Genomic DNA, 26,760 nt, shown 5'->3' with positions numbered 1-26,760 from the left:
AGTCATGAGAGTCAGCGTTTTCGGGCTCGGCTACGTGGGCTGCGTATCGGCCGCGTGCCTGGCCAGCATGGGTCACGAGGTCATCGGGGTGGACGTGAACCAGGTGAAGGTCGACCTGGTCAACGACGGCAAGGCCCCGGTGGTCGAGGAGCGGATCGGCGAGCTCATCGCCGAGGTCGTGCGGACCGGGGCGTTACGCGCCACCGGCGACGTCCGCGAGGCCATCATGGGCAGCGAGGTGTCGCTGGTCTGCGTGGGCACGCCGTCGGAGCCCAACGGCGGCCTGTGCACCACGTACTTGGAACGGGTCACCGAGCAGATCGGCGCCGTGCTGGCGGATCGCGGTGGGCGCGGCGGGCGCAGTGGGCGGCACACCGTCGTGTTCCGCAGCACCATGCTCCCGGGTACCTGCCTGAACCTGCTGGTACCGATCCTGGAGAAGTACGTCGGCGGCACGGCCGGGGTGGACGTCGGGGTCGCGGTCAACCCGGAGTTCCTGCGCGAGGGCACGAGTGTGCGGGACTTCTTCGACCCGCCCAAGACCGTCATCGGCGAGCTCGACCCGGCGAGCGGCGACGTGGTGGCGGCGCTGTACGACGGCTTGCCCGGCGAGGTGTTCCGGGTGCCGGTCCCGACGGCCGAGGCGATCAAATACGCGGACAACGCGTTCCACGGCCTCAAGATCGGCTTCGCGAACGAGCTGGGCGCGGTGTGCCAGGCGCTCGGGGTGGACTCGCACCAGGTGATGGACGTGTTCCTGGCCGACCGCAAACTGAACATCAGCCCCGCCTACCTGCGGCCCGGCTTCGCCTTCGGTGGCTCCTGCCTGCCCAAGGACCTGCGCAGCCTGGTCCACGCGGCGCAGCGGGCCGACGTCTCGGTGCCCATCCTCGCCCATGTGCTGCCCTCCAACTCCGAACATCTGCAACGCGCGGTGGAGCTGGTCGAGCGCACCGGCAAGCGCCGGGTGGGAATGTTCGGGTTGTCCTTCAAGCCCGGCACCGACGACCTCCGCGAAAGCCCGCTCGTCGAGCTGGCGGAGAGGCTCTTCGGCAAGGGGTACGACCTGCGGATCTACGACGCCAACGTGAGCCTCTCCCGGCTGATCGGCGCGAACCGCGAGTACATCGAGACCCGGCTGCCGCACCTCGCACAGCTGCTCGCGGACTCCGTCGACGAGGTGCTCGAGCACGCCGAGGTGTGCCTGGTCGGGACCCGGGATCCGGCCGTACTGTCGGCGCTGCCCCATGGCGACGGCCCGGTGATCGTCGACCTCATCCGCCTTCCCGACGCCGAGGCGCGCCGGGCCGAACCGGGGTACATGGGCCTTGCTTGGTGACACATCGTTTGGTGACACGGTCAGCGGCGACCGGCCGGGCCGGCGCGCGCTGATCCTGGTGGAGAACCTGTCGGTGCCGTTCGACCGGCGGGTGTGGCAGGAGTGCACGACGCTGCGCGACGCGGGCTGGACGGTGCACGTCATCTGTCCCCGGGGGACAAAGCGGGACACGGAGCCGGAGGCGGAGATCGACGGGGTGCGGATCCACCGCTACCCGTTGCGCGCGGCCACCGGAGGGCCGGCCGGCTATCTGCGGGAGTACGGATCGGCGCTGTGGCATACGGTCCGGCTGGCCCGGAAGGTCGGCCCGGTCGATGTGGTCCACGCCTGCAACCCGCCCGACCTGCTGTTCCTGCCGGCACTGTGGCTGAAGCGGCGCGGAGCGCGGTTCGTCTTCGACCAGCACGACCTGGTACCCGAGCTGTATCTCTCCCGGTTCGGCCGCGGCGAGGATCTGCTCTACCGCGCCGTGTGCGCGCTGGAACGGCGGACCTACCGGGCCGCGGACGTCGTGCTCGCCACGAACGAGAGCTACCGGGACGTCGCGGTGCGCCGTGGCGGCCGGCGGCCGGAGGACGTCTTCGTGGTGCGCAGCGCGCCCGACATCGACCGGTTCCACCCCGTGCCGCCCGAGCCCGAGCTGAAGCGCGGCAAGCCTCATCTGCTGTGCTACCTCGGCGTCATGGGCCCGCAGGACGGCGTGGACTACGCCTTACGGGCCCTCGCGAAGCTGCGTGACGAGCTCGGGCGGACCGACTGGCATGCGGTGTTCGTCGGCGGCGGCGACACCTTCGACGCGATGGTGGAGCTGTCCCGGCGGCTCGGGCTCTCGGAGCAGGTGCAGTTCACGGGGCGCATTCCGGACGCCGACCTGGTGCGCTACCTGTCCACCGCGGACGTGTGCCTCTCCCCCGACCCGCACAATCCGCTCAACGACGTGTCGACCATGAACAAGGTCCTGGAGTACATGGTGATGGGCCGGCCGATCGTCTCGTTCGACCTCCGGGAGGCGCGGGTCTCCGCCGGTGACGCCGCCGTCTACGCGCCCGCCAACGACGAGGCCGAGTTCGCGGGGCTCATCGCGCTGCTGCTGGACGATCCGGAGCAGCGGGCCCGGATGGGCAAGATCGGCCAGGAGCGGATCAGCGGGTCGCTCTCCTGGCGGAACTCGCAAGCGTCGCTGCTCGCCGCCTACGCCGCTGCCTGCCGTGGCCACGCTCCGGTGTCGGCGGGCGACCCGGACCGGGCAGGGAAGAGGCCGCGCCGTTGAGCGACGACACGATACGCCTGGTCACGATCGGGCGGATTATCCGTCGGCGCCGGCGGTTCCTCACCATCCTCGCGCTGGTGGGCGCGCTCGTCGGCTACGGCACCTCGTTGGTGTTTCCGCCGCGCTACACGACGTCGGCATCGGTACTGCTGCCCGGGGCGTGGCAGGAGCGCGAGCTGCTGACCCAGGTGGAGATCGCGACCAGTTCGGTGGTGGTCGACCGCGCGGCCGCCACGCTCGGCTGGCACGGGGTCAGCGGCAGCGAGCTGCGGGATCGGGTGAGTGCCAAGGCCGCCGACGGGAACATCATCAAGATCTCGGGCACGGCCGACACCCCGGAGCGCGCACAGCGACTCTCCGACCAGATGGCCCAGCAGTTCGTCACGTTCGCCGCGCGGATCGTGGGCGACAACACCGACCCCGAAGCGGCGACGCGGCCCGAGGCGCTGCGGCAGATGGTGGCGCAGACCAGCCGCCGCATCACCGAACTGGCCGATGCGGCCGATCCGGGGCAGACCGTGGAGAGCGTGCAGACCCGCACCGAGCTGACGAAGCTGCGCACCACGCTCCAGGAGGCCATCAACAAGCTGGACCAGGCCGACCCGGCCGCCAACAAGGCCAACATGGTCGTCATGGGGCCGGCGGCCCGGCCGGTCGGCGAGGCACCGCCGACGAGGATGCAGCTCATCGTCGCCGGGGCGCTGCTGTTCTTCCTGCTCGCGGTCATCGGCCATCTCACCGCCGCACGGATGAGTGGCCGGCTGCGCACCGAACCGGAGATCGCCGCGGCGCTGGGCTCGGTGCTGCTGGGTACCGTCGAGGTACCTGGTGAACGGCGCGCGCACCGGCCGGAAGGCCGTGGCCCGTGGGCCCGGATCCGCCGGCTGCTGGGCGTCGACGTCCGGTGGGACATACCGACCCCGCGGGCGTCCGGCGACGAGACCGGCCGGCAGATCCGCTACCGGCGGGTGTGCGCCCGGCTCCGGGACCGGCTGCCGTCCTCCCGGCGGCTGCTGGTTGCCGTCCCGGACTGCGACGAGATCGCCCGCCGGGCCGCCGGGCAGCTCGTCGCCGAGGCCGAGAGCGGTCCCTCCCCAACCATGCTGCGGGTGGTGGGGGTTTCGGTGTCCCAGCCGATGGTGCCGGACCGCGACAACGAGTCCGGTGTCCTGGTCGTGCTCAGCGCGGGCAGCTGGACCGCGGGGGAGCTCGCCGGCATCGCCGAGGCGTGTGCGGACGCGGGGCACGAGGTCGTCGGCATCGTCCTCGCCGGCACGGTCCGGGCGCGTCCGGCGCGGGCTGTCGGCCGTCCTCGGGATGCCGCCACGCCGGCGCTCGCGGCCCGCGACCACGCGACGAAAGGTTCAGGGTGACGACGAGTACGACGTCGGAGTCGTCGGCCGCTCCGCTGCTGGATCTACAGGCGCTGGTGGTGGCGGTGCGGAGGCGGCGCCGCCTCTGGTGCTCCATGGCGCTGCTGGGGCTGCTCGTCGGCGTGGCGGTGGCGGTCCTGCTGCCGCCACCGCCGACCGCGGTGACCAAGGTGCTGGTCGCGCATCAGGAGGACCAGCCGAACGACCCCGGAACGCTGATCCGCACCGACGTCGCGCTGCTGCAAACCACGCGGATCGCCGGTAAGGCCCTGAAGTCCCTCGGGTCCCCGGAAAAACCGGAGGACTTCATGCAGGACTACGGGGGTACCGGCTTGACCAACAACCTGCTCCAGATCAATGTGACGGGTGACAGCGACGCGGAGGCGATGGCCCGCGCCAAGGCGCTGGCCGAGGCGTTCGTCGCGGACCATGTGCGGCGCATCCGGGAATCCGCGAACGCCGAGGCCAAGACCCTGCTCGACCAGCGTGACCGAATGCGGGACGAACTCGCCCAGGTCAACAAGGCGATCGAAGACGGATCGCCGGGGAGCGGGCCGAAGGCGTCGGCGAACATGGAGTCGCTCTTCGCCCGCCGGGCCGAGCTCACCTCGCGGATCACCGATTTCGGCCAGCGCGCCGCGGAGGCGCGCATCGGCACGCCCCGGGTCATCGCCGGCACCCAGATCGTGGACGCCCCGCGCGCGGTGCGGCACTCCCTGCCCAGGACCGCTGCCACCAACGCCGCGATCGGGCTCGTCCTCGGGCTCGTCCTCGGGCTCGCGGTGGCCGCGGTCGGTGTGGTGGTGGCGGACCGCCCCGTGCTGCGCCGGGACATCGCGGCGAACCTGGGCGCCTCGGTCATCGCGGAGCTGCCCCGCCGGTCGGGCAGGCTGTGGCAGCGCCGACGGATCCGGGCGGCACGGACAAGACTCACCACGTCCCTGGCCCGCACCGTACGCGGCTCCGCGGAACCGGTGTCGCTGCTGGAACTGGGGTGTGCGCGCAGCACGAGCGCGATCGCCCTGGACCTCGCCGGGGCACTGGCGGCGGACGGGCCAGTGGTGATCATCGATGGTCTGCCCGGCCCGCAGCTCGCGGGCCGCCGCCGGAAGCCAGGAGACCCGACCGTGGTCAGCGGCGAGCGTGCCGCGGCCGTGTCGGATGAGGAACGCCGGTTCGGCGTCGGCTCGGTGGCGCCCGGCACGGCGTGGACCGACCTCCAGTACCTCGGCACCCGGACCGTGCTCGTCGTGCGTGCCGGGCACGGCAGCGCCGCATGGCTGCACACCGTGGCGCGGCACCTCGTGGACCAGGGCATTCCGGTGGTCGGTGTGGTGCTGATCGACCCCGATCCGCGTGACCGGACCGACGGCACGCTGTGGGACGGGCCGCTCACCGGGCCGCGCGACCGGAACGAGCGGCCGGCCCGGCAGAACGGGACGGGCCGGCGGCGGACGGAGCGGCTGCCGATGTGGGCGGGACGGGTCCCGGACAGCGACCAGGAGGCGCGGTAGGACATGTGTGGCATCGCAGGCACTTACCGATGGCCGGACGGGAAGGTCGTGACCGACCGGCTCACCGAAACCCTCGCCCACCGCGGTCCGGACGGGGCGGGCCGGTACAGCCACCCCGCCGGTGACGGCGAAGTGCACCTCGGGCACCGCCGGCTGGCCATCATCGACCTGTCCGAGACCGGCGCCCAGCCGATGGTCTCGGGCGGCCTCGTCCTGACGTACAACGGCGAGCTGTACAACGCGCCCGAGCTGCGGGCCGAGCTGGCGGCCGCCGGGGTGCGCTTCCGCGGTACCTCCGACACCGAGGTGCTGCTGGAGGCCTGGCGGCGCTGGGGCACGGACTGTCTGCCCCGGCTGCGCGGCATGTTCGCGTTCGGGATCTTCGACGAGCGAACCGGTGACCTGGTGCTCGCCCGCGACCAGCTCGGCATCAAGCCGCTGTTCCTGCTCCGGCGCGGCGAGGGTCTGGCGTTCGCCTCCGAGCTCAAGGCGCTCGCCGCCGCGACCGGCGGGTCGCTGGAGGTGGACCATGCGGCGCTGGTGGCCTCGCTGCTGTACTACTGGGTGCCGGACTCACGGTGCGCGTTCCGCGAAGCGGAGAAGCTGCCGCCGGGGAGCTGGCTGAGGTGCCGGCCCGACGGCCGGGTGGAGCGCGGCCGGTACTGGCACCTGAAGGACGTCGCCGCCGAGGCCCGGGAGCGGGCCCTGGGCGGCGAGCAGCCGGATGTCGCCGCCATCGTCGAGGAGTCGACTCGGCGCCACCTGCTCTCCGACGTACCCGTGGCGACCTTCCTCTCCGGCGGTCTCGACTCCAGCTACCTGACCGCGCTCGCGGCCCGCGACCGACCCGGGATCTCCGCTTACACGATCGGGTTCCGCGCCGAGGACGCCAGGTTCGAGGCGATGCCGGACGACCTGCGCTATGCCCGGCGGGTGGCCGAGCGGTTCGGTGTCGACCTGCATGAAATCGAGATCGCTCCGAACGTGCTCGATCTGCTGCCGCGGATGACGTACCACCTGGACGAGCCGATCGGCGACCCCGCCGCGATCAACACGTTCCTGATCTGCTCGGCCGCCCGGGAGGCCGGGGTCAAGGTGATGCTCTCGGGGATGGGCGCCGACGAGCTGTTCGCCGGATACCGCAAGCACCTGGCCAACCTGATCGCGCTGCGCTACCAGCGCGTCCCGCGGCCCCTGCGGCGCGGCCTGTCCAGGGCCGTGGACCGGCTGCCGGTCGCCACGGCCCGCCGGGGGTACCGGTCGGTGCGCTTCGCGAAGCGGTTCCTCTCCTTCGCCGATCTGCCGGAGGAGACCGCGTTCCGGCGCAGCTACACCATGTACGACCAGGACGAGCTGCTCGCCCTGGTCGATCCGGACCTGGCCGGGACGGTCGAGGACGTGCTGACCGAGCATGCGGACATCTACCAGGACAACGACCTCGACGACTTCGTCAACCGTATGTGCCTGGGCGACGCCCGGATGTTCCTGCCGGGCCTGAACCTCACGTACACGGACCGGTCGAGCATGGCCGCGTCGACCGAGGTGCGGGTGCCGTATGTGGACGTCGATGTGGTCAGGGCGGCGTTCGCCGTGCCGGGCGATCGCAAGATCGTCGGACGGCAGGGCAAGGCCGTCCTCAAGGAGGCGGCCACCTCGATCCTGCCCCGGGAGATCGTCTACCGGCCCAAGGGCCTGTTCAGCGCCCCGCTGCGGGCCTGGATGAGCCGGGATCTGGCACCGCTGGTGCGCGAGGTGGTGCACGACGGCGTGCTCGTCAACTCCGGGCTGCTGCGCCGCGACGCGCTGGCACGCATGGCCGCCGAGGACGCCGCCGGGCAGCGGGACTTCTCCAAGCATCTGTGGCATGTGCTGACCCTCGAGTACTGGTATCGCGACGCGACCTCTGGGTCCGGCCAGAGCACTCGGTTAACGGCTTAGGAATCAGAGGAGTTCGGGTGAAACAGGTTGTGCAGAACTACAAGAGCGGCGAGCTGGCGCTGCTCGACGTGCCGGTGCCGGGGTGCAAGCCGGGCGGTGTGCTGGTCCGCAGCGCCTACTCGCTGATCTCCACCGGGACCGAGCTCATGAAGGTGTCCGAGGCCGGCATGTCGATGCTGGGCAAGGCCCGCTCCCGGCCGGACCAGGTGGCCAAGGTCGTGCAGAGCGTGGCCACCAACGGGGTGGGCGCCACCTACCGCAAGGTGATGGGCAAGCTGGACTCCTACACGCCGCTTGGCTACTCGCTGTGCGGGGTGATCGAGCAGGTCGGCTCCGGGATCGACGATGTGAAGGTCGGCGACCTCGTGGCCTGCGCCGGCAATGAGCACGCGCTGCACGCCGAGCTGAACTGGGTGCCGAAGAACCTCTACGCCCGGGTGCCGGACGGTCTCGCGCCGCGGCACGCGGCCTTCGGCACCGTCGGGTCGATCGCGATGCAGGGCGTCCGCCGCGGCGAGCCGCAGCTCGGCGATGTGGCGCTGGTCATCGGCCTCGGGCTGATCGGGCAGTTGGTGGTGCAGTTGCTGGCCGCCTCGGGGGTCCGCGTCGTCGGGGTCGACCCCGACCCGGTGCGCTGCGAGCTCGCCGAGCGCCTGGGCGCGGCTGCGTGTGGCGATCCCGCCTCCGCGGCCGTGGAGAACTCCGTCGCCGAACTCACCGGCGGTCACGGCGTGGACCAGGTGTATCTGGCCGCCGGCGGCGGCAGCAACCAGCCCGTGGAGCTGGCCGCCCGGATGAGCCGGGACCGCGGCCGGGTCGTCGACATCGGCAAGTGCCGCCTGGACCTGCCGTGGAACGCGTACTACGAGAAGGAGCTCGACGTCCGGTTCTCCCGCAGTTACGGCCCCGGGCGCTACGACCCGGAGTACGAGCTGGAGGGGCGGGATTACCCGATCGGCTACGTGCGCTGGACCGAGCGCCGCAATCTGGCGTGTTTCCTCGATCTCCTCGCCCGCGGCCGCGTCGACGTGGAGCCCTTGGTCTCCCGGATAGCCGACTTCGATGACGCCGTGGAGACGTACCAGCGCCTGAAGGACGGCGACCTGAAGGCCGTGGCCGTGCTGTTCCGGTACGCCGACCACCACCCCGACCGAGCTGCGGAGGCGGAGGCCCCGGCGGTGGCCGTGCCCGCGGTGATGAGAGCCGGCGGCGGAGTGTCCGCCGCGGCCCGGTCTGCCAAGGTGCCGGTGCGGCTGGCCTTCGCCGGCGCGGGGAACTACGCGACGTCGATGCTGCTGCCACATCTGGCGCGGCGCGACAGCGTCGAGTTGTCCACGGTCGTCACCACGACGGCGCTGTCCGCGGCCAACGCGAAGCGGAAGTTCGGCTTCGCCGAGGCGACCACCGATCTCGACGCCGTGCTCGGCGACCCGTCCATCGACGCGGTGTTCGTGGTCACCCGCCACAGCTCGCACGCCGAACTGGCCCAGAGGGCGCTGCTGGCCGGCAAGGCGGTGTTCGTGGAGAAGCCCCTGGCCCTCACCGAGGACGAACTGGTCTGCGTGCTCGCGGCGGTGGAGGAGTCCGGCAACGACCGGCTACAGGTGGGATTCAACCGCCGTTTCGCACCGCTGCTGAACGAGGCCAGGAAGCGGTTCGGCGCCCGGACCGGGCCTGGACACGTCCGCTACCTGGTCAACGCGGGGCGGCTGGACCACGGCAGCTGGTACCTCCAGCAAGGCACCGAGGGCTCGCGGTTCGCCGGCGAGGGCGGGCACTTCATCGACACGGCGAGCTGGCTGCTCGAGGCCGACCCGGTCTCGGTGTACGCGCTCACCACGCCCGGCAACGAGGATCTCCAGGTCGTGCTGCGCTACCCCGGCGGGTCCACCGCCACCATCAGCTACGTCACCACCGGCCCGGCCGGCTTCCCCAAGGAGACGCTGGACCTGGTCGCGGACGGCCGCGCGCTGCGGCTCGACGACTTCGTCCGTGCCGCTGTGTACGACGGCCGCAAGCGGTGGATCAGTTCTCGGCTGCCCAAGGCCCGGGACAAGGGCCAGCGCGCCGAGCTGGACGCGTTCCTCGAGGCCGTGCGGACCGGCGGACCGATGCCGGTGCCGCTGGAGTCGCTGGTCGCCACCACGGCGGCCACCCTCGCCGTGCAGACCGGCCTGGCCGGCGGCGCACCGGTGACGTTGGCGAGGGCGCGATGACGGTGAGTTCGGGGAGCCCGGGCTGGTACCTGCGGCGGCTGTCCCGGATGGGACCGCGGGAGGTCGGCGGCCGGGTGGGCGACGCGGTGCGCAGGCGGCGGTGGCGGTCGGCGCGGCCGGACTGCCCGAGCGTGACCGGCGCCCGGTTCACCGCGGCACTGCCCGCGGGGACGATCGCCGCGGTGCCACCGGACGCCGCGAAACGTCTCATCGCCGAGGCGGACCGGCTGATGGCCGGGCACGCCGAGTTTTTCGGGGTGCACCGCGACGACCTGGCCGACCCGGACTGGTGGTACGACCCGAAGACCGGGCGCCGGGCTCCGTGGGGCTACGCCTTCGACGTGCCGTACCGGGACGAGGACGCGGTCGGGGACATCAAGCAGATCTGGGAGCCGTCCCGGCATCAGTACCTCACCCAGCTCGCCGCCGCCTACGCGATCACCGGGGACGAGCGGTACGCCGAGCGCGTGGCCGAGCACCTGCGGTCGTGGTGGGCGGGCAACGCGCCGCTGCGCGGAGTGCACTGGACCAGCGGCATCGAGCTGGGGATCCGGCTGCTGTCCTGGGTGTGGATCCGCCGGCTGCTCGACGGGTGGCCGGGCGCGGCCGGGCTGTTCGAGGGCAACCCGGTGGCGCTGAACCAGATCTGGCACCACCAGCGCTGGCTGGCCGCCTTTCCCAGCCGGGGGTCCTCGGCGAACAACCACGTCATCGCCGAGACCGCCGGGCAATTCGCCGCGGCCTGCGCGTTCGGGTGGTTCCCCTCCTCGGCGCCTTGGCGAGCCGACGCGCTGCGGTCGCTGGAGCGGCAGCTGCGCAGCAATACCTTCGGCTCCGGCCTCAACCGCGAGCTGGCCACCGAGTATCACGGGCTGGTGCTGGAGCTCGGCCTGGCCGCGGTGGCCGAGGCGGATGCCGCGGGCGTGCCGGTCCCCGCGTCGATCCGGCTGGTGCTGCTGCGGATGACCGACGCGCTCGCGGCCATCGTGGACAACCGGCTGCGGCCGCCGCGCCAGGGGGACGCGGACGACGGGCACGGTCTGGTCGTGGACGGGGCGGGCACCGACCGCTGGGCCTCGCTGCTGGCCACCGGGGACGCCGTGTTCGGCCGGCTCGCCTGGTGGCCGGCGGTGACCGGCACCGATGTGCGCACCCCGCTGCTGGCCGCGCTCATCCGGCCGTACTCGAAAGACGGAACCGCGCCGGCCGTGTCCCGCCCGCCGAGCAGACCGGCTCATTTCGCCGACGCGGGGCTCACCATCCTGCGCGGTCCGGCGGAGATCTGGTGCCGCTGCGACGGTGGTCCGCACGGATTCCTGTCCATCGCCGCGCATGCTCACGCGGACGCGCTGTCCGTGGAGGTCCGGCACGACGGGGTCGATGTGCTCGCCGACCCGGGGACGTACTGCTACCACGGGCAGCCCGAGTGGCGGCAGTACTTCCGGTCGACCCTCGGCCACAACACCCTGCAATTGGACGGCGGCGACCAGTCCGTCTCCGGCGGGCCGTTCCTGTGGACCCGGCATGCCCGCAGCCGCGTCCTGGTCGCGGACGCATCCGACGCCTCCGACCGGGGGACGGCCCGCTGGTGCGCCGAGCACGACGGTTACCAGCGCTCCGTGCACCGCCGCCGGGTGGAGCTGACGGCCGCGGCCAAGGAGCTGAGGGTGGTCGACGAGGTGCGCGGCCCGCGCCGGGCCGTGCACCTGGCGTTCCACCTCGGCCCGGCGATCGCCGCGGACCTGGTGGGAAACCGGGCATCGCTCACCTGGACCCGGGACGGCGAGGACCGCTCCGCGGTGCTCGACCTGCCCGGGCAGCTGTGCTGGCGGGCGCATCGCGGCGAGAGTGACCCGCCGCTGGGCTGGTACTCCGCCGGCTTCGGGCGCAAGGAACCCGCCACCACGCTGGTCGGCACCGGCTTCGCCGACGGCACTGCGCTGTTGGGGGAGTTCACCACCGTACTCAGGTTCCACGGCTAGGGAGGACGGTTGGGGATGAAGTGGCGGCACTGGGCGTTACCGGCGGCACCGCTGGCGCTGGCCCTGCTGGCGGCGACCGGCTGTGACAGCACGCCGGACGCGCGGCCGAAGCCGCCCGCTGCGCCGTCCACGTCCATGGCCCGGGTGTGCGCCAAGCCCGCGGCCGGGCCGGCGAAGGCGCCGGCGGGCGCGGTGACGGTCGACCCCGCGGTGGCCGGTGACCTGGCCGCGAAGACCAGGAGCAGCCCTCCGAACACCACGTTCTGGCTGCGGCCGGGCCAGCACAGGCTCGGGCCGGACCGCTACGCCCAGGTCATTCCCAAGGAGGGGGACAGCTACCTCGGCGCGCCGGGCGCGGTGCTCGACGGCCGGAAGACCAACCAGTACGCGTTCGGCGGCGCCGCCCGCGACGTCACCCTCCGCTATCTGACCGTGCAGGGTTTCGTCGCGCCGCATGACGAGGGCGTGGTCAACCATGACTCGGCCGACGGGTGGGTGATCGAGCACGCGACGATCCAGGACAACTCCGGCGCCGGGCTGATGGCCGGTGCCCGCCAGCGGGTCCGCGCCAGCTGCCTGCGCGGCAACGGTCAGTACGGCATGAACGCGTACAAGTCCACCGGCCGTATCAGTGGCCTGGTGGTCGAGGGCAACGAGATCGTGGGTAACAACAGGGACGACTGGGAGCGGCGGCGGCCGGGCTGCGGCTGCACCGGGGGCGTCAAGTTCTGGGCCGTCAACGGCGCCGACGTGCGCGGCAACTGGGTGCACGACAACCGCGGAACCGGGTTATGGGCGGACACCAACAACAACGACTTCCGCATCGAGAACAACGTCCTCGAGGCCAACGACGGTGCCGCGCTGATCTACGAGACCAGCTACAACGCGGTCATCCGGAACAACACGATCCGGCGGAACAACTGGGTCGAGGGCCGCAGGTACGCCGACCGCGGCGACAACTTCCCGTTCGCGACCGTCTACCTGTCCGAGTCCGGCGGCGAACCACGGATCCGGGCCCGCACGGACAAGATCGAGATCTACCGGAACGTGCTGGAGAACAACTGGTCCGGGATCACCCTGTGGGAGAACGCCGACCGGTTCTGCAACAGCCCGGCCAACACCTCCTCCGGTGACTGCACGTTGCTGGTGAAGAACACCGACCGCTGCACACAGCCGGCGATCGCCACCGCACCGCTCTACGCCGACTGCCGGTGGAAGACCCAGCGGGTGGACATCCACGGCAACCGCTTCGTGCTGGACAAGTCCGTCGTCGACTGCACGGCGAAGTGCGACCGAATGGCGGTGCTGGCCAACTACGGCACCTATCCGGACTGGTCGCCGTACCAGGGCGAGCGGGTGGCCGAGGCGATCACCCGCAAGCAGCACAACCGCTGGCACGACAACGTCTACCTCGGACCATGGAAGTTCATCGCCCACGACCCGAGCCGGATACTCGACTCCTGGCAGTGGCAGAGCACGCCGTACCAGCAGGACGCGGGCAGCACCTTCCGCGCACGGGACGGTGGTTGAGATGAGCACCGGCCACACGTTCCACACGTCCCACACGTCGAAGATCGTCGGGACGGTCTGGGGGCTGCTGGTCCTCAACACGCTCGGCTCCGCCGGGGCAAAGACGATCATCCCGCTGCCCCGCTCCCTCATCCAGTTGGTCACCATGGGCTCGCTGGTCGCCGCGTTCGCGCTGGCGCTCGCTCTCAACCTCCGGCTGCGCATCCGACCCAGCGCCTTCTTGTTCCTGCTCACCCTGCTGCTGGTGCCGAGCGTGATCTCCAGTGCGCACCTGGAGTCCGGGTTCGGCGCGCTGTTCCGGTGCGCCCGGCTGGCTCTCTTCGTCGGCACGCTGTGGCTGGTCGGCCGCTGGTGGGACGGCGACCTGACGTTCGTCCGGCACCACATCCGGATGTACTTCGCGGTGCTCGGGTCGGTGGCCGCCGGCCTGCTCGTCTCACCGGGCGCGGCCATGCCCGGGCTCTACGGCGGGCGGCTGGTCGGCGCGTTGTGGCCGCTCACCCCGCCGCAGATCGGACAGTACGCCGCGGTGATCATCGGGCTCACCGTGCTGCTCGTACTGGGCCGCCGGACCGACAGAACGAGCGCGGCGCTGGTCATCGTGCCGTCACTCGTCCTGCTGGCGCTGACCCATACCCGGACGGCCACGCTCGGTCTGTTCATCGGGCTGGCGTTGGCGATCGGCTCGCTCATCCTGACCAGCGCCGCCGCCCGCCGGTTCTTCAGCTGGGCGGTGCTGTGCGCCGCGGTGGCCGCGGTGGCGCTCGGCTCCGTGCTCCAGGCGTGGTTCCTGCGCGGGCAGACCAAGGAGAACTTCTCCAGCCTCACCGGTCGGGCCAAGGTCTGGGACGCCCTGCTGGCAGCGCCCCGGACGACCGCGGAGCAGGTGTTCGGCGTGGGCCTGGGCGACAAGTCGTTCGGTGGGCTGCCGATCGACAACAGCTGGCTGGCCGTCTACAACGAGCAGGGTCTGTTCGGCGTCGCCCTCGTGGCGGCGATCATCATCGTGCTGGGCGGCGTCGCGTTGCTGCGGCCACCGTCGCTGTCGAGGGCCTGCGCGATCTTCCTGATCAGCTACTGCGCGATCGCGTCGTACACCGAGGCCGGGCTGGGCGACGCCTCGCCGTATCTGCTGCATCTGGCCGTCGCCGCCTCGCTGCTGGCGGCGCCTGCCGCGGCCACGCCCGTTCCGGCGCCCGCAGTTCCTCGACGCGTCCCGCGATGGGCCCGCAGATCGGAGGTCCCTTGAGCATGCCCGGTATTCACGTCCTCGTAGTGCACAACCGCTACTCCTCGGCGCAGCCGAGCGGGGAGAACAAGGTCGTCGACCAGGAGGTGGAGCTGCTGCGCGCGGCCGGCCACCGGGTCGAGCTGTTCGAGCGGCGCAGCGACGACATCGCCGCCCGTTCCCTGCCGGGCAAGGCCGCGGTGCCCCTGCTGGTGCCGTGGAACCCGCGGGTCCGCACGGAGCTCGCCGCCCGGCTCCGCACCGAGCGGCCGGACGTGGTCCACGTCCACAACGTCTTCCCGCTCCTGTCGCCCGCGGTGCTGGCCGCCTGCGCCGACGCCGGCGTGCCCGCCGTCGCCACGCTGCACAACTACACCCAGGTCTGCCCGCCCGGCACGCTGCAACGGGACGGCAGGCCGTGCACCGAGTGCGTCGGTTCGGCGCCGCTGCCCGCCGTCCGGCACGGCTGCTACCGGGGCTCCCGGCTGGCGACGGTGCCGCTCGCGGTCAGCCTGTCGGTCAACCGGCGGCGGTGGTGGTCCGGCGTGGAGCGGTTCTTCTGTATCTCCGCGGCGCAGCGCGAGGTCCTGGTACGGGCCGGCATGCCGGCCGAGCGACTGGCGGTGAAACACAACTTCGTGCCCGACCCTGACGCCCGCCGATCGGGCCCCGGCGAGCATCTGCTCTATCTCGGCCGGCTCGCGGAGGCCAAGGGCGTGCGGCTGCTCATGGCCGCGTGGGACGAGATCGCCGCGAGCGGCGGAGTGGGCGTGCCGCTCGTGATCGCCGGCGCGGGGCCGCTGGAGCGAGAGGTGACCGCCTGGGCGGCGGGCCGGGACGACGTGCGGTACGTCGGCCTGTACGACACGGCTCAGTGCCGGCGGGCCATCGCGCGGTCGGTCGCCGTGGTGGCTCCCTCGACCTGGCTGGAGGCGTTCGGCCTGGTGGTCGTGGAGGCGATGGCGGCGGGGGTTCCGACCGTCGCCGCCGGTCACGGCGCCTTCGTCGAACTCGTCGAGGACGGGGTGACCGGGCTGCTGCACCGGCCGGGCGAGCCCGCCTCGCTCGCGTCCGGCCTGCGCCGGATCACGGCAGAGCCGGCGCGCAACCGGGAGATGGGGCAGGCGGCCCGGCGCCGTTACGAGCAGGGCTTCAGCCCGGCCGTCGGTCTTGAACGCCTGGTGGAGGGGTACCGCACCGCGATCGCGGGTCGGACGGAATCAATGGGGGGCAATAGATGACACGATGCCGACTCTGCGGCTCGGAAGCGATGGCGAGCGTCGTCGATCTCGGGGCGACGCCACCATGTGAGAGCTTTCTCGCCGCGGACCAACTGGACCAGCCGGAACCGGCGTACCCGCTGCACCTGCGGGTCTGCACCGACTGCTGGCTCGCACAGATCCCACCGCTGATCACGCCGGAGGAGACGTTCAGCGAGTACGCGTACTTCTCCTCCTTCTCGACCTCCTGGGTGGAACACGCGCGCACGTTCGTCGCCGACGCCGTACAGCGGGTGGGCCTCGGCCCCGACTCCTTCGTGGTCGAGGTCGCGAGCAACGACGGATACCTGCTGAAACACGTGGTGGACCGCGGGATCCGCTGCCTCGGCATCGAGCCGTCGGTGAACGTCGGCGCCGCGGCGCGGGACGCGGGTGTGCCCACGCTCACGGAGTTCCTGTCCCCGGACACCGGCTCGGCCGTCCGCGCCGAGCACGGCCCGGCGGACCTGGTCGTGGCCAACAACGTGTACGCGCACATCCCCGACGTGGTCGGGTTCACCCGGGGGCTGCGCGCCCTGGTCGCCGACGACGGCTGGGTCTCCATCGAGGTGCAGCACCTGCTGACCCTGATCGAGGAGAACCAGTACGACACGATCTACCACGAGCACTTCCAGTACTACACGGTCGCGTCCGCGATCCGGGCGCTGGCGAGCGGCGGACTCGCGCTCGTGGACGTCGAGCTGCTGCCCACGCACGGCGGATCCATCCGGCTGTGGGCCCGGCCGGCCGAGGTGGCGGGCGAGCCGAGCCGGCAGGTGGCCGACGTGCTGGCCCGGGAGAAGGCCGCCGGGCTCCAGGAGCTGTCCGGGTACGCCGAGTTCTCCGATCGGGTGGCCAAGGTGCGCCGGGACCTGCTGCGGTTCCTCGTCGAGGCGGCCGAGCGCGGTGAGACGGTGGTCGGCTACGGCGCCCCGGGCAAGGGCAACACCCTGCTCAACCACTGCGGCATCCGGCCCGACCTGCTCCCGTACACGGTCGACCGCAACCCCTACAAGCACGGCAGGTACACCCCGGGCACCCGCATCCCGATCCTGCCGCCCGAGCAGATAGCCGCCGACAGACCGGACTACGTCCTCGTCCTCCCGTGGAACCTGCGGGCCGAGCTGGTCGAGCAGCTGTCCTTCGTGCACACCTGGGGCGGCCGGCTGGTCTTCCCCATCCCGGAACTGAGCATTGTCGAGGTCGCGTCGTGAAAGAGGTAGCAGCATGAAGGTCGTTCTGTTCTGCGGCGGTTACGGGATGCGGATGCGGAGCGGTGCCGCGGACGACGTGCCCAAGCCGATGGCGATGGTCGGCCCGCGGCCGCTGATCTGGCACGTCATGCGCTACTACGCGCACTTCGGGCACACGGAGTTCATCCTGTGCCTCGGGTACGGGGCCCACCACATCAAGAACTTCTTCCTCAACTACGAGGAGACGACGTCCAACGACTTCGTGCTGCGGGGCGGGCGGACCGAGCTGCTGTCCACCGACATAGCCGACTGGACGATCACGTTCGCGCAGACCGGCACCGAGTCACCGATCGGGGAGCGGCTGCGCCGGGTGCGGCACCACCTGGACGGCGACGAGATGTTCCTCGCCAACTACGCCGACGTGCTCACCGACGCCCCGCTGCCGGAGATGATCGACCGGTTCGCCCGGCGCGACGCCGGTGCGTCGATGATGGTGGTGCCACCGCAGTCCTCGTTCCACTGCGTGGACCTGGGCGAGGACGGCCTGGTGGGGGGCATCACCCCGGTGAGCGAACTGCCGCTTTGGGAGAACGGCGGCTACTTCGTGCTCCGCCAGGAGGTCTTCGACCACATCCCGGAGAACGGGGACCTGGTCGCCGACGGATGCGCCCAACTGGCCAAGCGCGGCCGGCTGGTGGCGCACCAGCACCGCGGCTTCTGGAAGCCGACCGACACCGTGAAGGAGCGGGCGGCGCTCGATGCCGCCTACGCCCGGGGCGACCGCCCGTGGGCCGTGTGGGAGCGGGACACCGCCGGAGCGCGGGCGTGATCCGGCTCGGCGCCGGGCGCCCGGACCGGATCGTCGCGTTGGGCGCGCACTGCGACGACATCGCCATCGGCGCCGGCGGCACACTGCTGACGCTGTGCCTCGCGCGGCCGGGGATCCGCGTCGACGCGCTGGTGCTCTCCGGCGGCGGCAGCGAGCGGGAGCAGGAGGAGCGGGCCGCGCTCGCCGCCTTCTGCCCGGGTGCCGACCTGCGGCTGACCGTGCTCAAGCTGCCGGACGGCCGGCTGCCGACGCACTGGGACGAGGCCAAGGCCGCGGTCGAGGAACTGCGCGAGCGGACCGAGCCGGATCTCGTGCTGGCCCCGCGCACCGACGACGCACACCAGGACCACCGCGGCCTGGCGAAGCTGGTACCCACCGCGTTCCGCGACCACCTGGTCCTCGGCTACGAGATCGTCAAGTGGGACGGCGATCTCGGCCGCCCGGCGGCGTACCAGCCGCTGCCGCCGGAGATCGCCGAACGGAAGGTGCGGCTGCTACAGGAGCACTACCCCTCGCAGCGGCACCGGCCCTGGTACGACCGGGAGGCCTTCCTCGGTCTCGCGCGGATCCGCGGCATCGAATGCCACGCGCGCTACGCCGAGGCGTTCGCCGTCACCAAACTCACTCTCAACCTGGGGGAATGAACCTTGCGCGTACTGCTGACCGGACACCAGGGCTACCTGGGCACCGTGATGGCCCCGGTACTCAACGCCGCCGGGCACGAGGTCGTCGGCCTTGACGCGGGCCTGTTCGCCGACTGCGTGCTGGGCCCGACTCCCGCGGACCCGGCGGGGCACCGGGTGGACCTGCGCGACGTCACGGCCGAACACGTGGCCGGGGTGGACGCCGTGATCCACCTGGCCGCCCTGTCCAACGACCCGCTGGGAGCGCTGGCGCCGGACCTCACCTACGACATCAACCACCACGCGTCCGTGCGGCTGGCCCGGCTGGCCCGCGACGCCGGAGTGCGGCGCTTCCTGTACGCGTCGACCTGCTCGGTCTACGGCGCCGCCGGCGGTGACGACCTGGTGGCCGAGGACGCCCCGCTGCGCCCGGTGACGCCGTACGCGGAGTCCAAGGTGCGGGTGGAGGACGATCTGCACGCGCTGTCCGACGGCGACTTCAGCCCGGTGTTCATGCGCAACGCCACCGCCTTCGGGTACTCCCCCAGGCTGCGCGCCGACATCGTGCTGAATAACCTGGTGGGCCACGCGCTCCTGTCCGGCGAGGTGCTGGTGCTCTCCGACGGCACCCCCTGGCGGCCGCTGGTGCACGCCGCCGACATCGCACGGGCCTTCGCGGCCGCGCTGGTCGCGCGGCGGGAAGCGGTGCACGACCGGGCGTTCAACATCGGCAGCGAGATCAACAACGTCACGGTCGCCGAGATCGCCGAGCAGGTCGCCGAGGCGGTGTCCGGCGCCAAGGTGGTGATCACCGGGGAGACCGGCGCCGATCCGCGGTCGTACCGGGTGGACTTCTCCCGGTTTCGCGCCGCGATACCCGGCTTCGACTGCGAGTGGACGGTGAAGCAGGGCGCGCTCGAACTCGCCGACGCCTACCGGAAACACGGGCTGACCCGGGAGGACTTCGAGCGACGTTTCACCCGGCTGGCCGTGCTGCGCGCGGCGTCCGACGCCGGCGCCGTCGACGACACCCTGCGGTGGCGCCGATGACCGCGCCCGGCGAGGAGATGCACGCGCTGGTGGAGCGGCTGTACCCGCTGTGCCGGAGCATCACCGGCGACGGTGTGCGCGCCACCCTGGCGATCGTCGGCGAGTACATCCCGCTGCGGGTGCACGAGGTGTCGACCGGGACTCAGGTGCTCGACTGGACGGTGCCGCAGGAGTGGAACATCCGGGACGCGTACATCGCCGATGCCGCCGGCAGCCGGGTCGTCGACTTCGCCGCGTCCAACCTGCACGTGCTCGGCTACAGCGTGCCGGTGTCGGCGACCATGCCGCTGGCCGAGCTGCGCGCCCACCTGCACACCCTGCCGGACCACCCGGCCTGGGTGCCGTACCGCACCAGCTACTACAAGCCGGAGTGGGGTTTCTGTCTGGCCCAGGAGACCCTGGACGCGCTCCCGGACGGCGACTACGAGGTGCGCGTCGACTCCACTCTCGCCGATGGCCACCTCACCTACGCCGAGCACGTGGTCCCCGGGCAGGTCGCCGACGAGGTGATCGTCTCCTGCCACGTCTGCCACCCGTCGCTGGCCAACGACAACCTGGCCGGCATCGCGGTGGCGACGTTCCTGGCCCGGGCGCTGGCCGAGCGCACGCCGTACTACACCTACCGGTTCATCTTCGCGCCCGGCACCATCGGGGCGATCACCTGGCTGGCCCGCAACGCGGAGCGGATCGACCGGGTCAAGCACGGCCTGGTGCTGGCCTGCGCCGGCGACCCGGGCCGGCTGACGTACAAGCAGAGCAGGCGCGGCGACGCGGAGATCGACCGGGTGATGCGGCACGTGCTGGCCGCATCCGAACGCCCGCACCGCGTCGCCGAGTTCACTCCGTACGGCTATGACGAGCGGCAGTTCTGCTCGCCCGGGTTCGATCTCGGCGTGGGCTCGCTCAGCCGGACCCCGTACGCCGGCTACCCCGAGTACCACACCTCGGCGGACAACCCGGACTTCGTCTCCCCGGAGGCGATGGCGGACACGCTCGCCCTCTGCCGCGAGGCATTCGCCGTCCTTGACCGCAACCGGCGGTACGTCAACCTCAGCCCCTACGGGGAGCCGCAGCTGGGCCGGCGCGGGTTGTACGACTCGCTCGGCGGCCGCAGCGACGCGAAGCAGGCCGAGATGGCCATGCTCTGGGTGCTCAGCCTCTCCGACGGCGAGCACAGTCTGCTGGACGTCGCCGAGCGGTCCGGGCTGCCGTTCGACACCGTCGCCGCCGCGGCCGGCGCCCTGCACGGCGCCGGGCTGATCAAGGCATGACGCCGATGACCACCGAGGGGGAGAAGGCGACGGCACCGGCGGCCCCGACCGCCAAGCGGGCCATGGTCGGCCGGCTGTCCTGGGGACTGGCCGACCAGGCGGCCTCCAGCATGTCCAACTTCGTGGTGGGGATCTACGTGGCCCGCTCGCTGGGGGTGGCCGCGTTCGGCGTGTTCAGCCTGGCCTGGGTGACCTACGGCGTGGTGCTCAACGTCTCCCGCGGGCTGGCCACCGACCCGCTCGTGGTGCGCTTCAGCGGTGTGCCGGCCGCGTCCTGGCGCGCGGCGGTGGCCCGGTCCTCGGGTACCGCGCTCGGCCTCGGTGCCGCCCTCGGCGCGGCCTGCTCGGTGGTCGGGCTTGCCCTCGGCGGCAGCGTGGGGTCCGCGTTCGCCGTCCTCGGCGTCGTGCTGCCGGCACTGCTGCTTCAGGACGCCTGGCGGTTCGCGTTCTTCGCCGCCGGCAGCGGGCGGAAGGCGTTCGTCAACGACCTCGTGTGGGGCGTCGCGCTCGTCCCGGCCATGGTGGTGGCGGCCCGGGTGGGCAGCGTGGCCGCGTATCTGCTCGCCTGGGGCGCGTCCGCAGCGGTGGCCGCGGGATACGGCTGCCTCCAGTCCGGCATCCGGCCCCGGATGCCCGAGGCGCGCGGGTGGCTTCGTGAGCAGCGCGATCTCGGCTACCGGTACCTGGTCGAGAACGTCGCCCTCAGCGGCGCGAGCCAGCTGCGGGCGTACGGGCTCGGCGCGATCGTCGGGCTCGGCGCGGTGGGTGCGGTGCGGGGCGCCGAGCTCCTGATGGGCCCGTTCCTCGCCGTACTGATGGGGCTGTCCCTGGTCACCGTCCCGGAGGCGGCACGCGTGCTGCGGCAGGCCCCGCACCGCCTCGGCACGTTCTGTCTCCTGCTGGGCGGCGGGCAGGCCGCCGCCGCGCTGCTCTGGGGCGGGGCGCTGCTGCTGATGCCGGACCGGCTCGGCGAGCTGGCGCTCGGCGGCGTCTGGCCCTCCGCCTCGCAGCTCATCGTGCCGATCACGCTCGGCGTCGCGGGCGCCGGCCTCGGCACCGGCGCGGCGGCCGGGCTGCGCGCACTCGCCGCGGCCCGGCGCAGCCTGCGCTGCCAGCTGTTCGCCTCCGCCGGTTACGTCGGCGGCGGGCTCGGCGGGGCGGCCGTCGCCGGCGCCGTCGGCTCGGCCTGGGGCGTCGCCGCCGCGACGTTGAGCAGCTCAGCCGTGTGGTGGCTGCAACTGCGGTCCGCCCTGCGCGAGCGCCACCACAACCCCACACCCGAAGTGAGGACCTCATGACCGACCGCCCCAGGCTGAGCATCGGCCTGCCCGTGTACAACGGCGAGGAGTACCTGGCCGAGTCGCTCGACGCCCTGCTCGGCCAGACCTACGAGGACTTCGAGCTGGTCATCTCCGACAACGCCTCGACCGACGGGACCCAGGACATCTGCCGCACGTACGCCGCGCGGGACTCGCGCATCCGGTACCTCAGGCTGCCCCGGAACATCGGCGCCACGCCGAACCACAACCATGTGTTCGCCGAGTCCCGCGGCGAGCTGTTCAAGTGGGCCTCGCACGACGACCTGTACGCCCGGGACCTGCTGCGGCGCTGCGTGGAGGCGCTGGACGAGCGGCCGGACGTGATCCTCGCGCACACCGGCCAGGCGGTCATCGACGGCGACGGCCAGGTGAAGGTCCCGTACGAGTACGGGCTCGCCACCGACTCGCCCCACCCGCCGGAGCGCTTCCGCAGTCTGCTGTTCGAGCCGGGTGGCGACGACTTCTACGGGGTGCTGCGGGCCGACATGCTGCGCCGGGTGAAACCGATGGACAGCTACCACCACGCGGACCGCACGTTCGTCGCCGAGATCACCCTGCACGGGCCCTTCCACCAGGTGCCGGAGCTGATGTACTTCCGCCGCGACCACCCCACCCGCGCCGAGCGGGCGAACCCTTCCAAGCGCTCCCGGTGCGTCAACCTGGACCCGCGCCGGGCAGGCCCGCTGCACCCGACGCCCCGGCTGCTCGCCGAGTACGTCTGGGGCTTCGCCTCGGCGATCCGGCGGGCGCCGTTGTCCCCGGCCGACCGGCGCGCGTGCTACCGCCACCTGGCCGCGTGGATGACCAGCCGGGTCCGGCCGGGCGCCGGCGAGCGGGTCGAGGACCGCGCCCCGGTCGACCCGGCCCTGCTCACGGTCTCCGTCGACGCCCTCGTCGCCGGCCGTGAGGGGAGGCGGGCATGACGACTGCGAACGAAACCCCGGTGCGCGTCGGGGTGTTCGGCCTGCTCGGCTCCGGCAACCTCGGCAACGACGGGTCGCTCGAGGCCGTGCTCGGGTACCTCCGCGCCGAGCACCCGGAGGCGGTCGTGGACGCGCTGTGCGGCGGGCCCGAGGCCGTGACGACCCGGTTCGGGATCCCCGCCACGCGGCTGCACTGGAACCGCACGGAGTACCGGACCGCGTCACGTGCGGGCGCGATCGCGGCGAAGGGTCTGGGCAAACTCGTCGACGTCTTCCGCACCGCCGCCTGGGTGCGCCGGCACGACGTGGTGATCGTGCCGGGCATGGGCGTCCTGGAGGCCACGCTGCCGCTGCGGCCGTGGGGCTTCCCGTACTCACTGTTCCTGCTCTGCGCGAGTGGCCGGCTGTTCGGCACCCGGGTCGCGCTGGTCGGCGTCGGCGCCGCCGCGATCGGCAACCGACCGACCCGAACCCTGGTGCGCTGGTCGGCGCGGCTGGCCGCGTACCGCTCGTACCGGGACGGCCAGTCCCGCGACGCGATGCGGGCGATGGGCGTGGACACCGCGCGCGACGAGGTCCACCCGGACCTCGCGTTCGCCCTGCCGACGCCGCCCGCGAGCGCTCCCTCCGGGCGGCCGGGCCAAGTCTGCGTCGGCGTCATGGACTTCCACGGCGGCAACGACGACCGCGCCCGCGCCGAGGAGATCCACCGGCGCTACCTCGACGGGACGATCCGGTTCGTGCGCGCACTGGTCGAGGACGGCAGGCCCGTCCGGCTGCTCACCGGCGACAAGTGCGACGCGTCGGTGGTCGCCGCGATCCTCGACGCGGTGGACTCGCCTCTGGTCACCGCAGCCGAGACGGCCTCGCTTGCCGACCTGATGAAGGAGACGGCGGCTGCCGACACCGTGGTGGCGATCCGGTACCACAACCTGATCTGCGCGCTGAAGGTCGGCACGCCGACACTCGCGCTCAGCTATGCGGCGAAGAGCGACGCGCTCATGGCGCGGATGGGCCTTGCCGCGTACCGCCACCCGGCGCGCGAGGTCGACGCCGACCGGCTGCTCGAGCAGTTCCGGGAGCTGGAGAAGCACGCGGCGGAGCTACGGCAGACCCTCGCCGAGCGGAACCGGGCCGCCGCCCGGCAACTCGAGCACCAGTTCACGGCCTTGACCGCGGCCCTGTTCCCTGCGGCCGACCACACCCACGTCCACGCTCGGCAGGAGTCTCCATGAAAGCGACCGAAGTCCCCGCGATCGCCGGCGCGTACCTGTTCGAGCCGACCCCGTACGCCGACGAGCGCGGCTTCTTCTGCCGCACCTTCGACGCCGACGTGGTCCGCTCGGTGGGCCTCGACCCCGACGCCTTCGTCCAGGACAGCCTGTCCCGCTCGGTCCGGGGCGTGCTGCGCGGCCTGCACCTGCGCTCCGGCGCCGGCGAGGCCAAGCTGGTGCGGTGCTCGTACGGGAGGATCTTCGACGTCGTCGTGGACCTGCGGACGGACTCGCCTACCTACGGCAACCGGGCCTTCTTCGAGCTGTCCGACGAGACGCAGATGACCCTGTACATCCCGGCGGGGTGCGCGCACGGCTTCCAGGCGCTGACCGAAACCGCCGACACCTCGTACCGGATCGACCGCCCGCACGATCCGGCCGAGGATGTGACGATCGCCTTCGACGACCCAGAGCTCGCCATCCCCTGGCCGCTGCCGGTCACATCGCTGTCCCAGCGGGACCGGGAGGCGCCGAGCCTCGCCGAGGTCCTCAAGCAAAAAGGGAGTTGAGGTCGGCGTGGCCACCGAAGACACCGAAAACACCGAAGAGTTCCTGCTGCCCCGGTCGCGGCTGGCGAACGAGCGGCTGCACGCCCTGATCCCCGGGGGCGCGCACACCTACGCCAAGGCCGACGACCAGTACCCCGAAAACCTGGCCCCGGTCATCAGCCACGGCCGCGGTGCCCACGTGTGGGACGTCGACGGCAACCGCTACATCGAGTACGGCTCCGGCCTGCGGTCCGTCAGCCTCGGCCATGCCCACCCACGCGTCATCGAGGCGGTGCGGCGGGAACTCGACCGCGGCAGCAACTTCGTCCGGCCGTCCATCGTGGAGGTCGAGGCCGCGGAACGTTTCCTGGCCACGGTGCCGACCGCCGAGATGGTGAAGTTCGCGAAGAACGGCTCCGACGCCACCACCGCCGCGGTGCGCCTCGCCCGCGCCGCCACCGGGCGCCCGCGGGTGGCGATCTGCGCCGACCATCCGTTCTTCTCCGTCGACGACTGGTTCATCGGCACCACGCCGATGTCCGCCGGTGTTCCGGCCGCGACCAGCGAGCTCACCGTGGCGTTCCCCTACGGGGACCTGGCCGCCACGGAGGAGCTGCTCACCCGGTACCAGGACGAAATCGCCTGCCTGATCCTCGAACCCGCCACCCACACCGAGCCGGCGCCCGGGTACCTCGCCGGCCTGCGCGAACTGGCCGACCGGCACGGCTGCGTACTCGTCTTCGATGAGATGATCACCGGCTTCCGCTGGTCCGAGGCGGGCGCCCAGGGCCTGTACGGCGTCGTCCCCGACCTCTCCACGTTCGGCAAGGCGCTGGGCAACGGATTCGCCGTCTCCGCGCTGGCCGGGCGCCGCGATCTGATGGAGCTGGGCGGGCAGCGTCACTCCGGCGACCGGGTGTTCCTGCTGTCCACCACGCACGGTGCGGAAACGCACTCCCTGGCAGCCGCGATGGCCGTGCTCACCACCTACGTCGAAGAGGGCGTCACCGCGCGGCTGCACGCCCTCGGCGAGCGGCTGGCCGCGGGTGTCCGCGACGCCGCGGCCACCATGGGCGTCGGCGACCACATCGTCGTCCGGGGCCGGGCCAGCAACCTGGTCTTCGCCACCCTCGACGAGAACGGGCAGCCGTCGCAGCAGTACCGCACCCTGTTCCTGCGCCGGCTCCTCGCGGGCGGGGTGCTGGCCCCGTCGTTCGTGGTGAGCAGCGCGCTCGGCGACGCCGACATCGATCACACCGTCGACGTGGTGGCCCAGGCATGTGGGGTGTACCGGAAGGCACTGGAGGCCGCCGACCCCACCGCCTGGCTGGCCGGACGACCGGTGAAGCCCGTATTCCGCCGCTTGGCGTGACGTGACGAGATGTCAGCGGCGCTTACGACGAACGGCGTCGGCCATCCGGTCGACCAGCCACGCGGTGGCCGGTATCACCGCCAGGGCGGTGCACCAGCCGCCGAGGACGTCGGTCGGGTAGTGGGCGCCCAGGGCGATCTGCGCCCAGCCCATGGCGGCGCCGGCCACCAGCGCCGCGGCGAGCACGAGTGACGTGCCGGCCGTCCTGCCGAGGCCGAGCCGGCCGGCCGCGAGCAGCGCCACCACGAGGGCGAGCGCGGTGAGGAAGGCGGTGTGCCCGCTCGGGTAGGACAGGTTCCCGTCGTGGATGGTGCGTCCCGCCAGGGACTTGAGCAGCGTCGCCGTCCCCACGGCCAGGCCGACGCCGACAACGACGAGCACCGCCGCACGAGGACGCCGAAGCAGCAGGCAGCCCGCCACGGTGGCCACGACCAGCATCGCCGCTCCCCCGGGCTCCCCCAAGAAGTCCGTGGCCAGAGCGATGTGCCGCCACGGCGACCCCACACCGTCCAGCGCGGCCCCGATCCGCGCGTCCACCCTGCCGGGGTTGCTGTCGCCGGCATACCGGACCCCGAGGACGACGACCACCAACCCGGCGAGGGCCGCGACCATCCCGAGCCACACGCGCAGCGATGGGGGCAGCACCGCGGGCGCCGACCGGCCGGTCACACGCCCACCGCGCCCGGTCGACGAGTCCTTGAGCCTCTGCCGGCGCCAACTCCCCACCAACGAGCCCCCCCGTCATGACTGACGTGGCCCGCGCGGGAGC

Annotated in this window: 21 protein-coding genes; 20 read left to right on the top strand and 1 reads right to left on the bottom strand. The window is 72.2% G+C overall.

Going from position 1 to position 26,760, the window contains the following annotated elements; genetic code table 11:
* The first annotated feature begins 4 nt into the window (after window positions 1-4).
* From ABTY62_RS16865 to ABTY62_RS16770, 20 genes are read left to right on the top strand one after another with little or no spacing between them, the layout of a single operon-like run.
* Entirely contained in the window at window positions 5-1,339 is a 1,335-nt protein-coding gene (locus tag ABTY62_RS16865) for a nucleotide sugar dehydrogenase (protein WP_352130169.1), read from the top strand.
* Window positions 1,329-2,609: a glycosyltransferase family 4 protein gene (locus ABTY62_RS16860; protein WP_352130168.1), complete on the top strand. Its 1,281-nt coding sequence runs from the start codon at window positions 1,329-1,331 to the stop codon at window positions 2,607-2,609. Before ABTY62_RS16865 ends, ABTY62_RS16860 begins: the two co-directional genes overlap by 11 nt.
* Window positions 2,606-3,982, top strand: coding sequence for a Wzz/FepE/Etk N-terminal domain-containing protein (locus ABTY62_RS16855; protein ID WP_352130167.1), 1,377 nt, complete (start codon window positions 2,606-2,608; stop codon window positions 3,980-3,982). Before ABTY62_RS16860 ends, ABTY62_RS16855 begins: the two co-directional genes overlap by 4 nt.
* On the top strand, window positions 3,979-5,496 hold the full coding sequence (locus ABTY62_RS16850; protein WP_352130166.1) for a Wzz/FepE/Etk N-terminal domain-containing protein: 1,518 nt from the start codon (window positions 3,979-3,981) through the stop codon (window positions 5,494-5,496). Before ABTY62_RS16855 ends, ABTY62_RS16850 begins: the two co-directional genes overlap by 4 nt.
* 3 nt (window positions 5,497-5,499) lie before the next feature.
* On the top strand, window positions 5,500-7,434 hold the full coding sequence (asnB, locus tag ABTY62_RS16845; RefSeq protein WP_352130165.1) for an asparagine synthase (glutamine-hydrolyzing): 1,935 nt from the start codon (window positions 5,500-5,502) through the stop codon (window positions 7,432-7,434).
* Window positions 7,435-7,451: 17 nt separating this feature from the next.
* A complete protein-coding gene (locus tag ABTY62_RS16840; RefSeq protein WP_352130164.1) occupies window positions 7,452-9,650 on the top strand; it encodes a bi-domain-containing oxidoreductase in 2,199 nt (732 codons plus the stop codon).
* The gene (locus tag ABTY62_RS16835) at window positions 9,647-11,632 is read left to right on the top strand and encodes a heparinase II/III family protein (protein WP_352130163.1); all 1,986 of its coding nucleotides are present in this window, start codon (window positions 9,647-9,649) and stop codon (window positions 11,630-11,632) included. The genes ABTY62_RS16840 and ABTY62_RS16835 overlap by 4 nt, the downstream gene beginning before the upstream one ends.
* Before the next feature lie 9 nt (window positions 11,633-11,641).
* The gene (locus ABTY62_RS16830) at window positions 11,642-13,162 is read left to right on the top strand and encodes a right-handed parallel beta-helix repeat-containing protein (protein WP_352130162.1); all 1,521 of its coding nucleotides are present in this window, start codon (window positions 11,642-11,644) and stop codon (window positions 13,160-13,162) included.
* A 1-nt stretch (window position 13,163) separates the two neighbouring features.
* Entirely contained in the window at window positions 13,164-14,411 is a 1,248-nt protein-coding gene (locus ABTY62_RS16825; protein WP_352130161.1) for an O-antigen ligase family protein, read from the top strand.
* A gap of 11 nt (window positions 14,412-14,422) precedes the next feature.
* Window positions 14,423-15,631: a glycosyltransferase gene (locus ABTY62_RS16820; protein ID WP_352130257.1), complete on the top strand. Its 1,209-nt coding sequence runs from the start codon at window positions 14,423-14,425 to the stop codon at window positions 15,629-15,631.
* Complete coding sequence (locus tag ABTY62_RS16815; RefSeq protein WP_352130160.1) at window positions 15,628-16,863, top strand: class I SAM-dependent methyltransferase; 1,236 nt, start codon at window positions 15,628-15,630, stop codon at window positions 16,861-16,863. The genes ABTY62_RS16820 and ABTY62_RS16815 overlap by 4 nt, the downstream gene beginning before the upstream one ends.
* A gap of 13 nt (window positions 16,864-16,876) precedes the next feature.
* Window positions 16,877-17,671 (top strand): sugar phosphate nucleotidyltransferase, encoded by a 795-nt coding sequence (locus ABTY62_RS16810; protein ID WP_352130159.1) that lies wholly within the window; start codon window positions 16,877-16,879, stop codon window positions 17,669-17,671.
* On the top strand, window positions 17,668-18,315 hold the full coding sequence (locus ABTY62_RS16805; protein WP_352130158.1) for a PIG-L deacetylase family protein: 648 nt from the start codon (window positions 17,668-17,670) through the stop codon (window positions 18,313-18,315). Before ABTY62_RS16810 ends, ABTY62_RS16805 begins: the two co-directional genes overlap by 4 nt.
* A 3-nt stretch (window positions 18,316-18,318) precedes the next feature.
* Window positions 18,319-19,344: an NAD-dependent epimerase/dehydratase family protein gene (locus tag ABTY62_RS16800; protein ID WP_352130157.1), complete on the top strand. Its 1,026-nt coding sequence runs from the start codon at window positions 18,319-18,321 to the stop codon at window positions 19,342-19,344.
* Window positions 19,332-20,615, top strand: coding sequence for a DUF4910 domain-containing protein (locus tag ABTY62_RS16795; RefSeq protein ID WP_352130156.1), 1,284 nt, complete (start codon window positions 19,332-19,334; stop codon window positions 20,613-20,615). Before ABTY62_RS16800 ends, ABTY62_RS16795 begins: the two co-directional genes overlap by 13 nt.
* Window positions 20,616-20,620: 5 nt before the next feature.
* Window positions 20,621-21,913: an MATE family efflux transporter gene (locus ABTY62_RS16790; RefSeq protein WP_352130256.1), complete on the top strand. Its 1,293-nt coding sequence runs from the start codon at window positions 20,621-20,623 to the stop codon at window positions 21,911-21,913.
* Complete coding sequence (locus ABTY62_RS16785; protein WP_352130155.1) at window positions 21,910-22,857, top strand: glycosyltransferase family 2 protein; 948 nt, start codon at window positions 21,910-21,912, stop codon at window positions 22,855-22,857. The genes ABTY62_RS16790 and ABTY62_RS16785 overlap by 4 nt, the downstream gene beginning before the upstream one ends.
* Window positions 22,854-24,092 (top strand): polysaccharide pyruvyl transferase family protein, encoded by a 1,239-nt coding sequence (locus ABTY62_RS16780; RefSeq protein WP_352130154.1) that lies wholly within the window; start codon window positions 22,854-22,856, stop codon window positions 24,090-24,092. Before ABTY62_RS16785 ends, ABTY62_RS16780 begins: the two co-directional genes overlap by 4 nt.
* Complete coding sequence (gene rfbC / locus ABTY62_RS16775; RefSeq protein ID WP_352130153.1) at window positions 24,089-24,640, top strand: dTDP-4-dehydrorhamnose 3,5-epimerase; 552 nt, start codon at window positions 24,089-24,091, stop codon at window positions 24,638-24,640. The genes ABTY62_RS16780 and rfbC overlap by 4 nt, the downstream gene beginning before the upstream one ends.
* A gap of 7 nt (window positions 24,641-24,647) precedes the next feature.
* A complete protein-coding gene (locus tag ABTY62_RS16770; RefSeq protein WP_352130152.1) occupies window positions 24,648-25,991 on the top strand; it encodes a glutamate-1-semialdehyde 2,1-aminomutase in 1,344 nt (447 codons plus the stop codon).
* 12 nt (window positions 25,992-26,003) lie between these two features.
* Here ABTY62_RS16770 and ABTY62_RS16765 read toward each other — a convergent pair whose 3' ends face one another.
* Window positions 26,004-26,660: a phosphatase PAP2 family protein gene (locus ABTY62_RS16765; RefSeq protein ID WP_352130151.1), complete on the bottom strand. Its 657-nt coding sequence runs from the start codon at window positions 26,658-26,660 to the stop codon at window positions 26,004-26,006.
* Window positions 26,661-26,760: the final 100 nt, after the last annotated feature.

This window comes from Streptomyces sp. NPDC097640 (genome assembly GCF_040302705.1).
GTDB lineage: Bacteria > Actinomycetota > Actinomycetes > Streptomycetales > Streptomycetaceae > Streptomyces.
The sequence above is the reverse complement of the archived record's forward strand: the minus strand, read 5'-3'. Positions and strand labels throughout refer to the sequence as shown.

What these genes read in the sequence shown, in the direction of transcription:
- ABTY62_RS16825 (WP_352130161.1), top strand. Translation starts at nt 13,164, where the DNA reads ATGAGCACCGGCCACACGTTCCACACGTCCCACACGTCGAAGATCGTC.
- ABTY62_RS16835 (WP_352130163.1), top strand. Translation starts at nt 9,647, where the DNA reads ATGACGGTGAGTTCGGGGAGCCCGGGCTGGTACCTGCGGCGGCTGTCC.
- ABTY62_RS16790 (WP_352130256.1), top strand. Translation starts at nt 20,621, where the DNA reads ATGACCACCGAGGGGGAGAAGGCGACGGCACCGGCGGCCCCGACCGCC.
- ABTY62_RS16865 (WP_352130169.1), top strand. Translation starts at nt 5, where the DNA reads ATGAGAGTCAGCGTTTTCGGGCTCGGCTACGTGGGCTGCGTATCGGCC.
- rfbC (WP_352130153.1), top strand. Translation starts at nt 24,089, where the DNA reads ATGAAAGCGACCGAAGTCCCCGCGATCGCCGGCGCGTACCTGTTCGAG.
- ABTY62_RS16785 (WP_352130155.1), top strand. Translation starts at nt 21,910, where the DNA reads ATGACCGACCGCCCCAGGCTGAGCATCGGCCTGCCCGTGTACAACGGC.
- ABTY62_RS16815 (WP_352130160.1), top strand. Translation starts at nt 15,628, where the DNA reads ATGACACGATGCCGACTCTGCGGCTCGGAAGCGATGGCGAGCGTCGTC.
- ABTY62_RS16810 (WP_352130159.1), top strand. Translation starts at nt 16,877, where the DNA reads ATGAAGGTCGTTCTGTTCTGCGGCGGTTACGGGATGCGGATGCGGAGC.
- asnB (WP_352130165.1), top strand. Translation starts at nt 5,500, where the DNA reads ATGTGTGGCATCGCAGGCACTTACCGATGGCCGGACGGGAAGGTCGTG.
- ABTY62_RS16780 (WP_352130154.1), top strand. Translation starts at nt 22,854, where the DNA reads ATGACGACTGCGAACGAAACCCCGGTGCGCGTCGGGGTGTTCGGCCTG.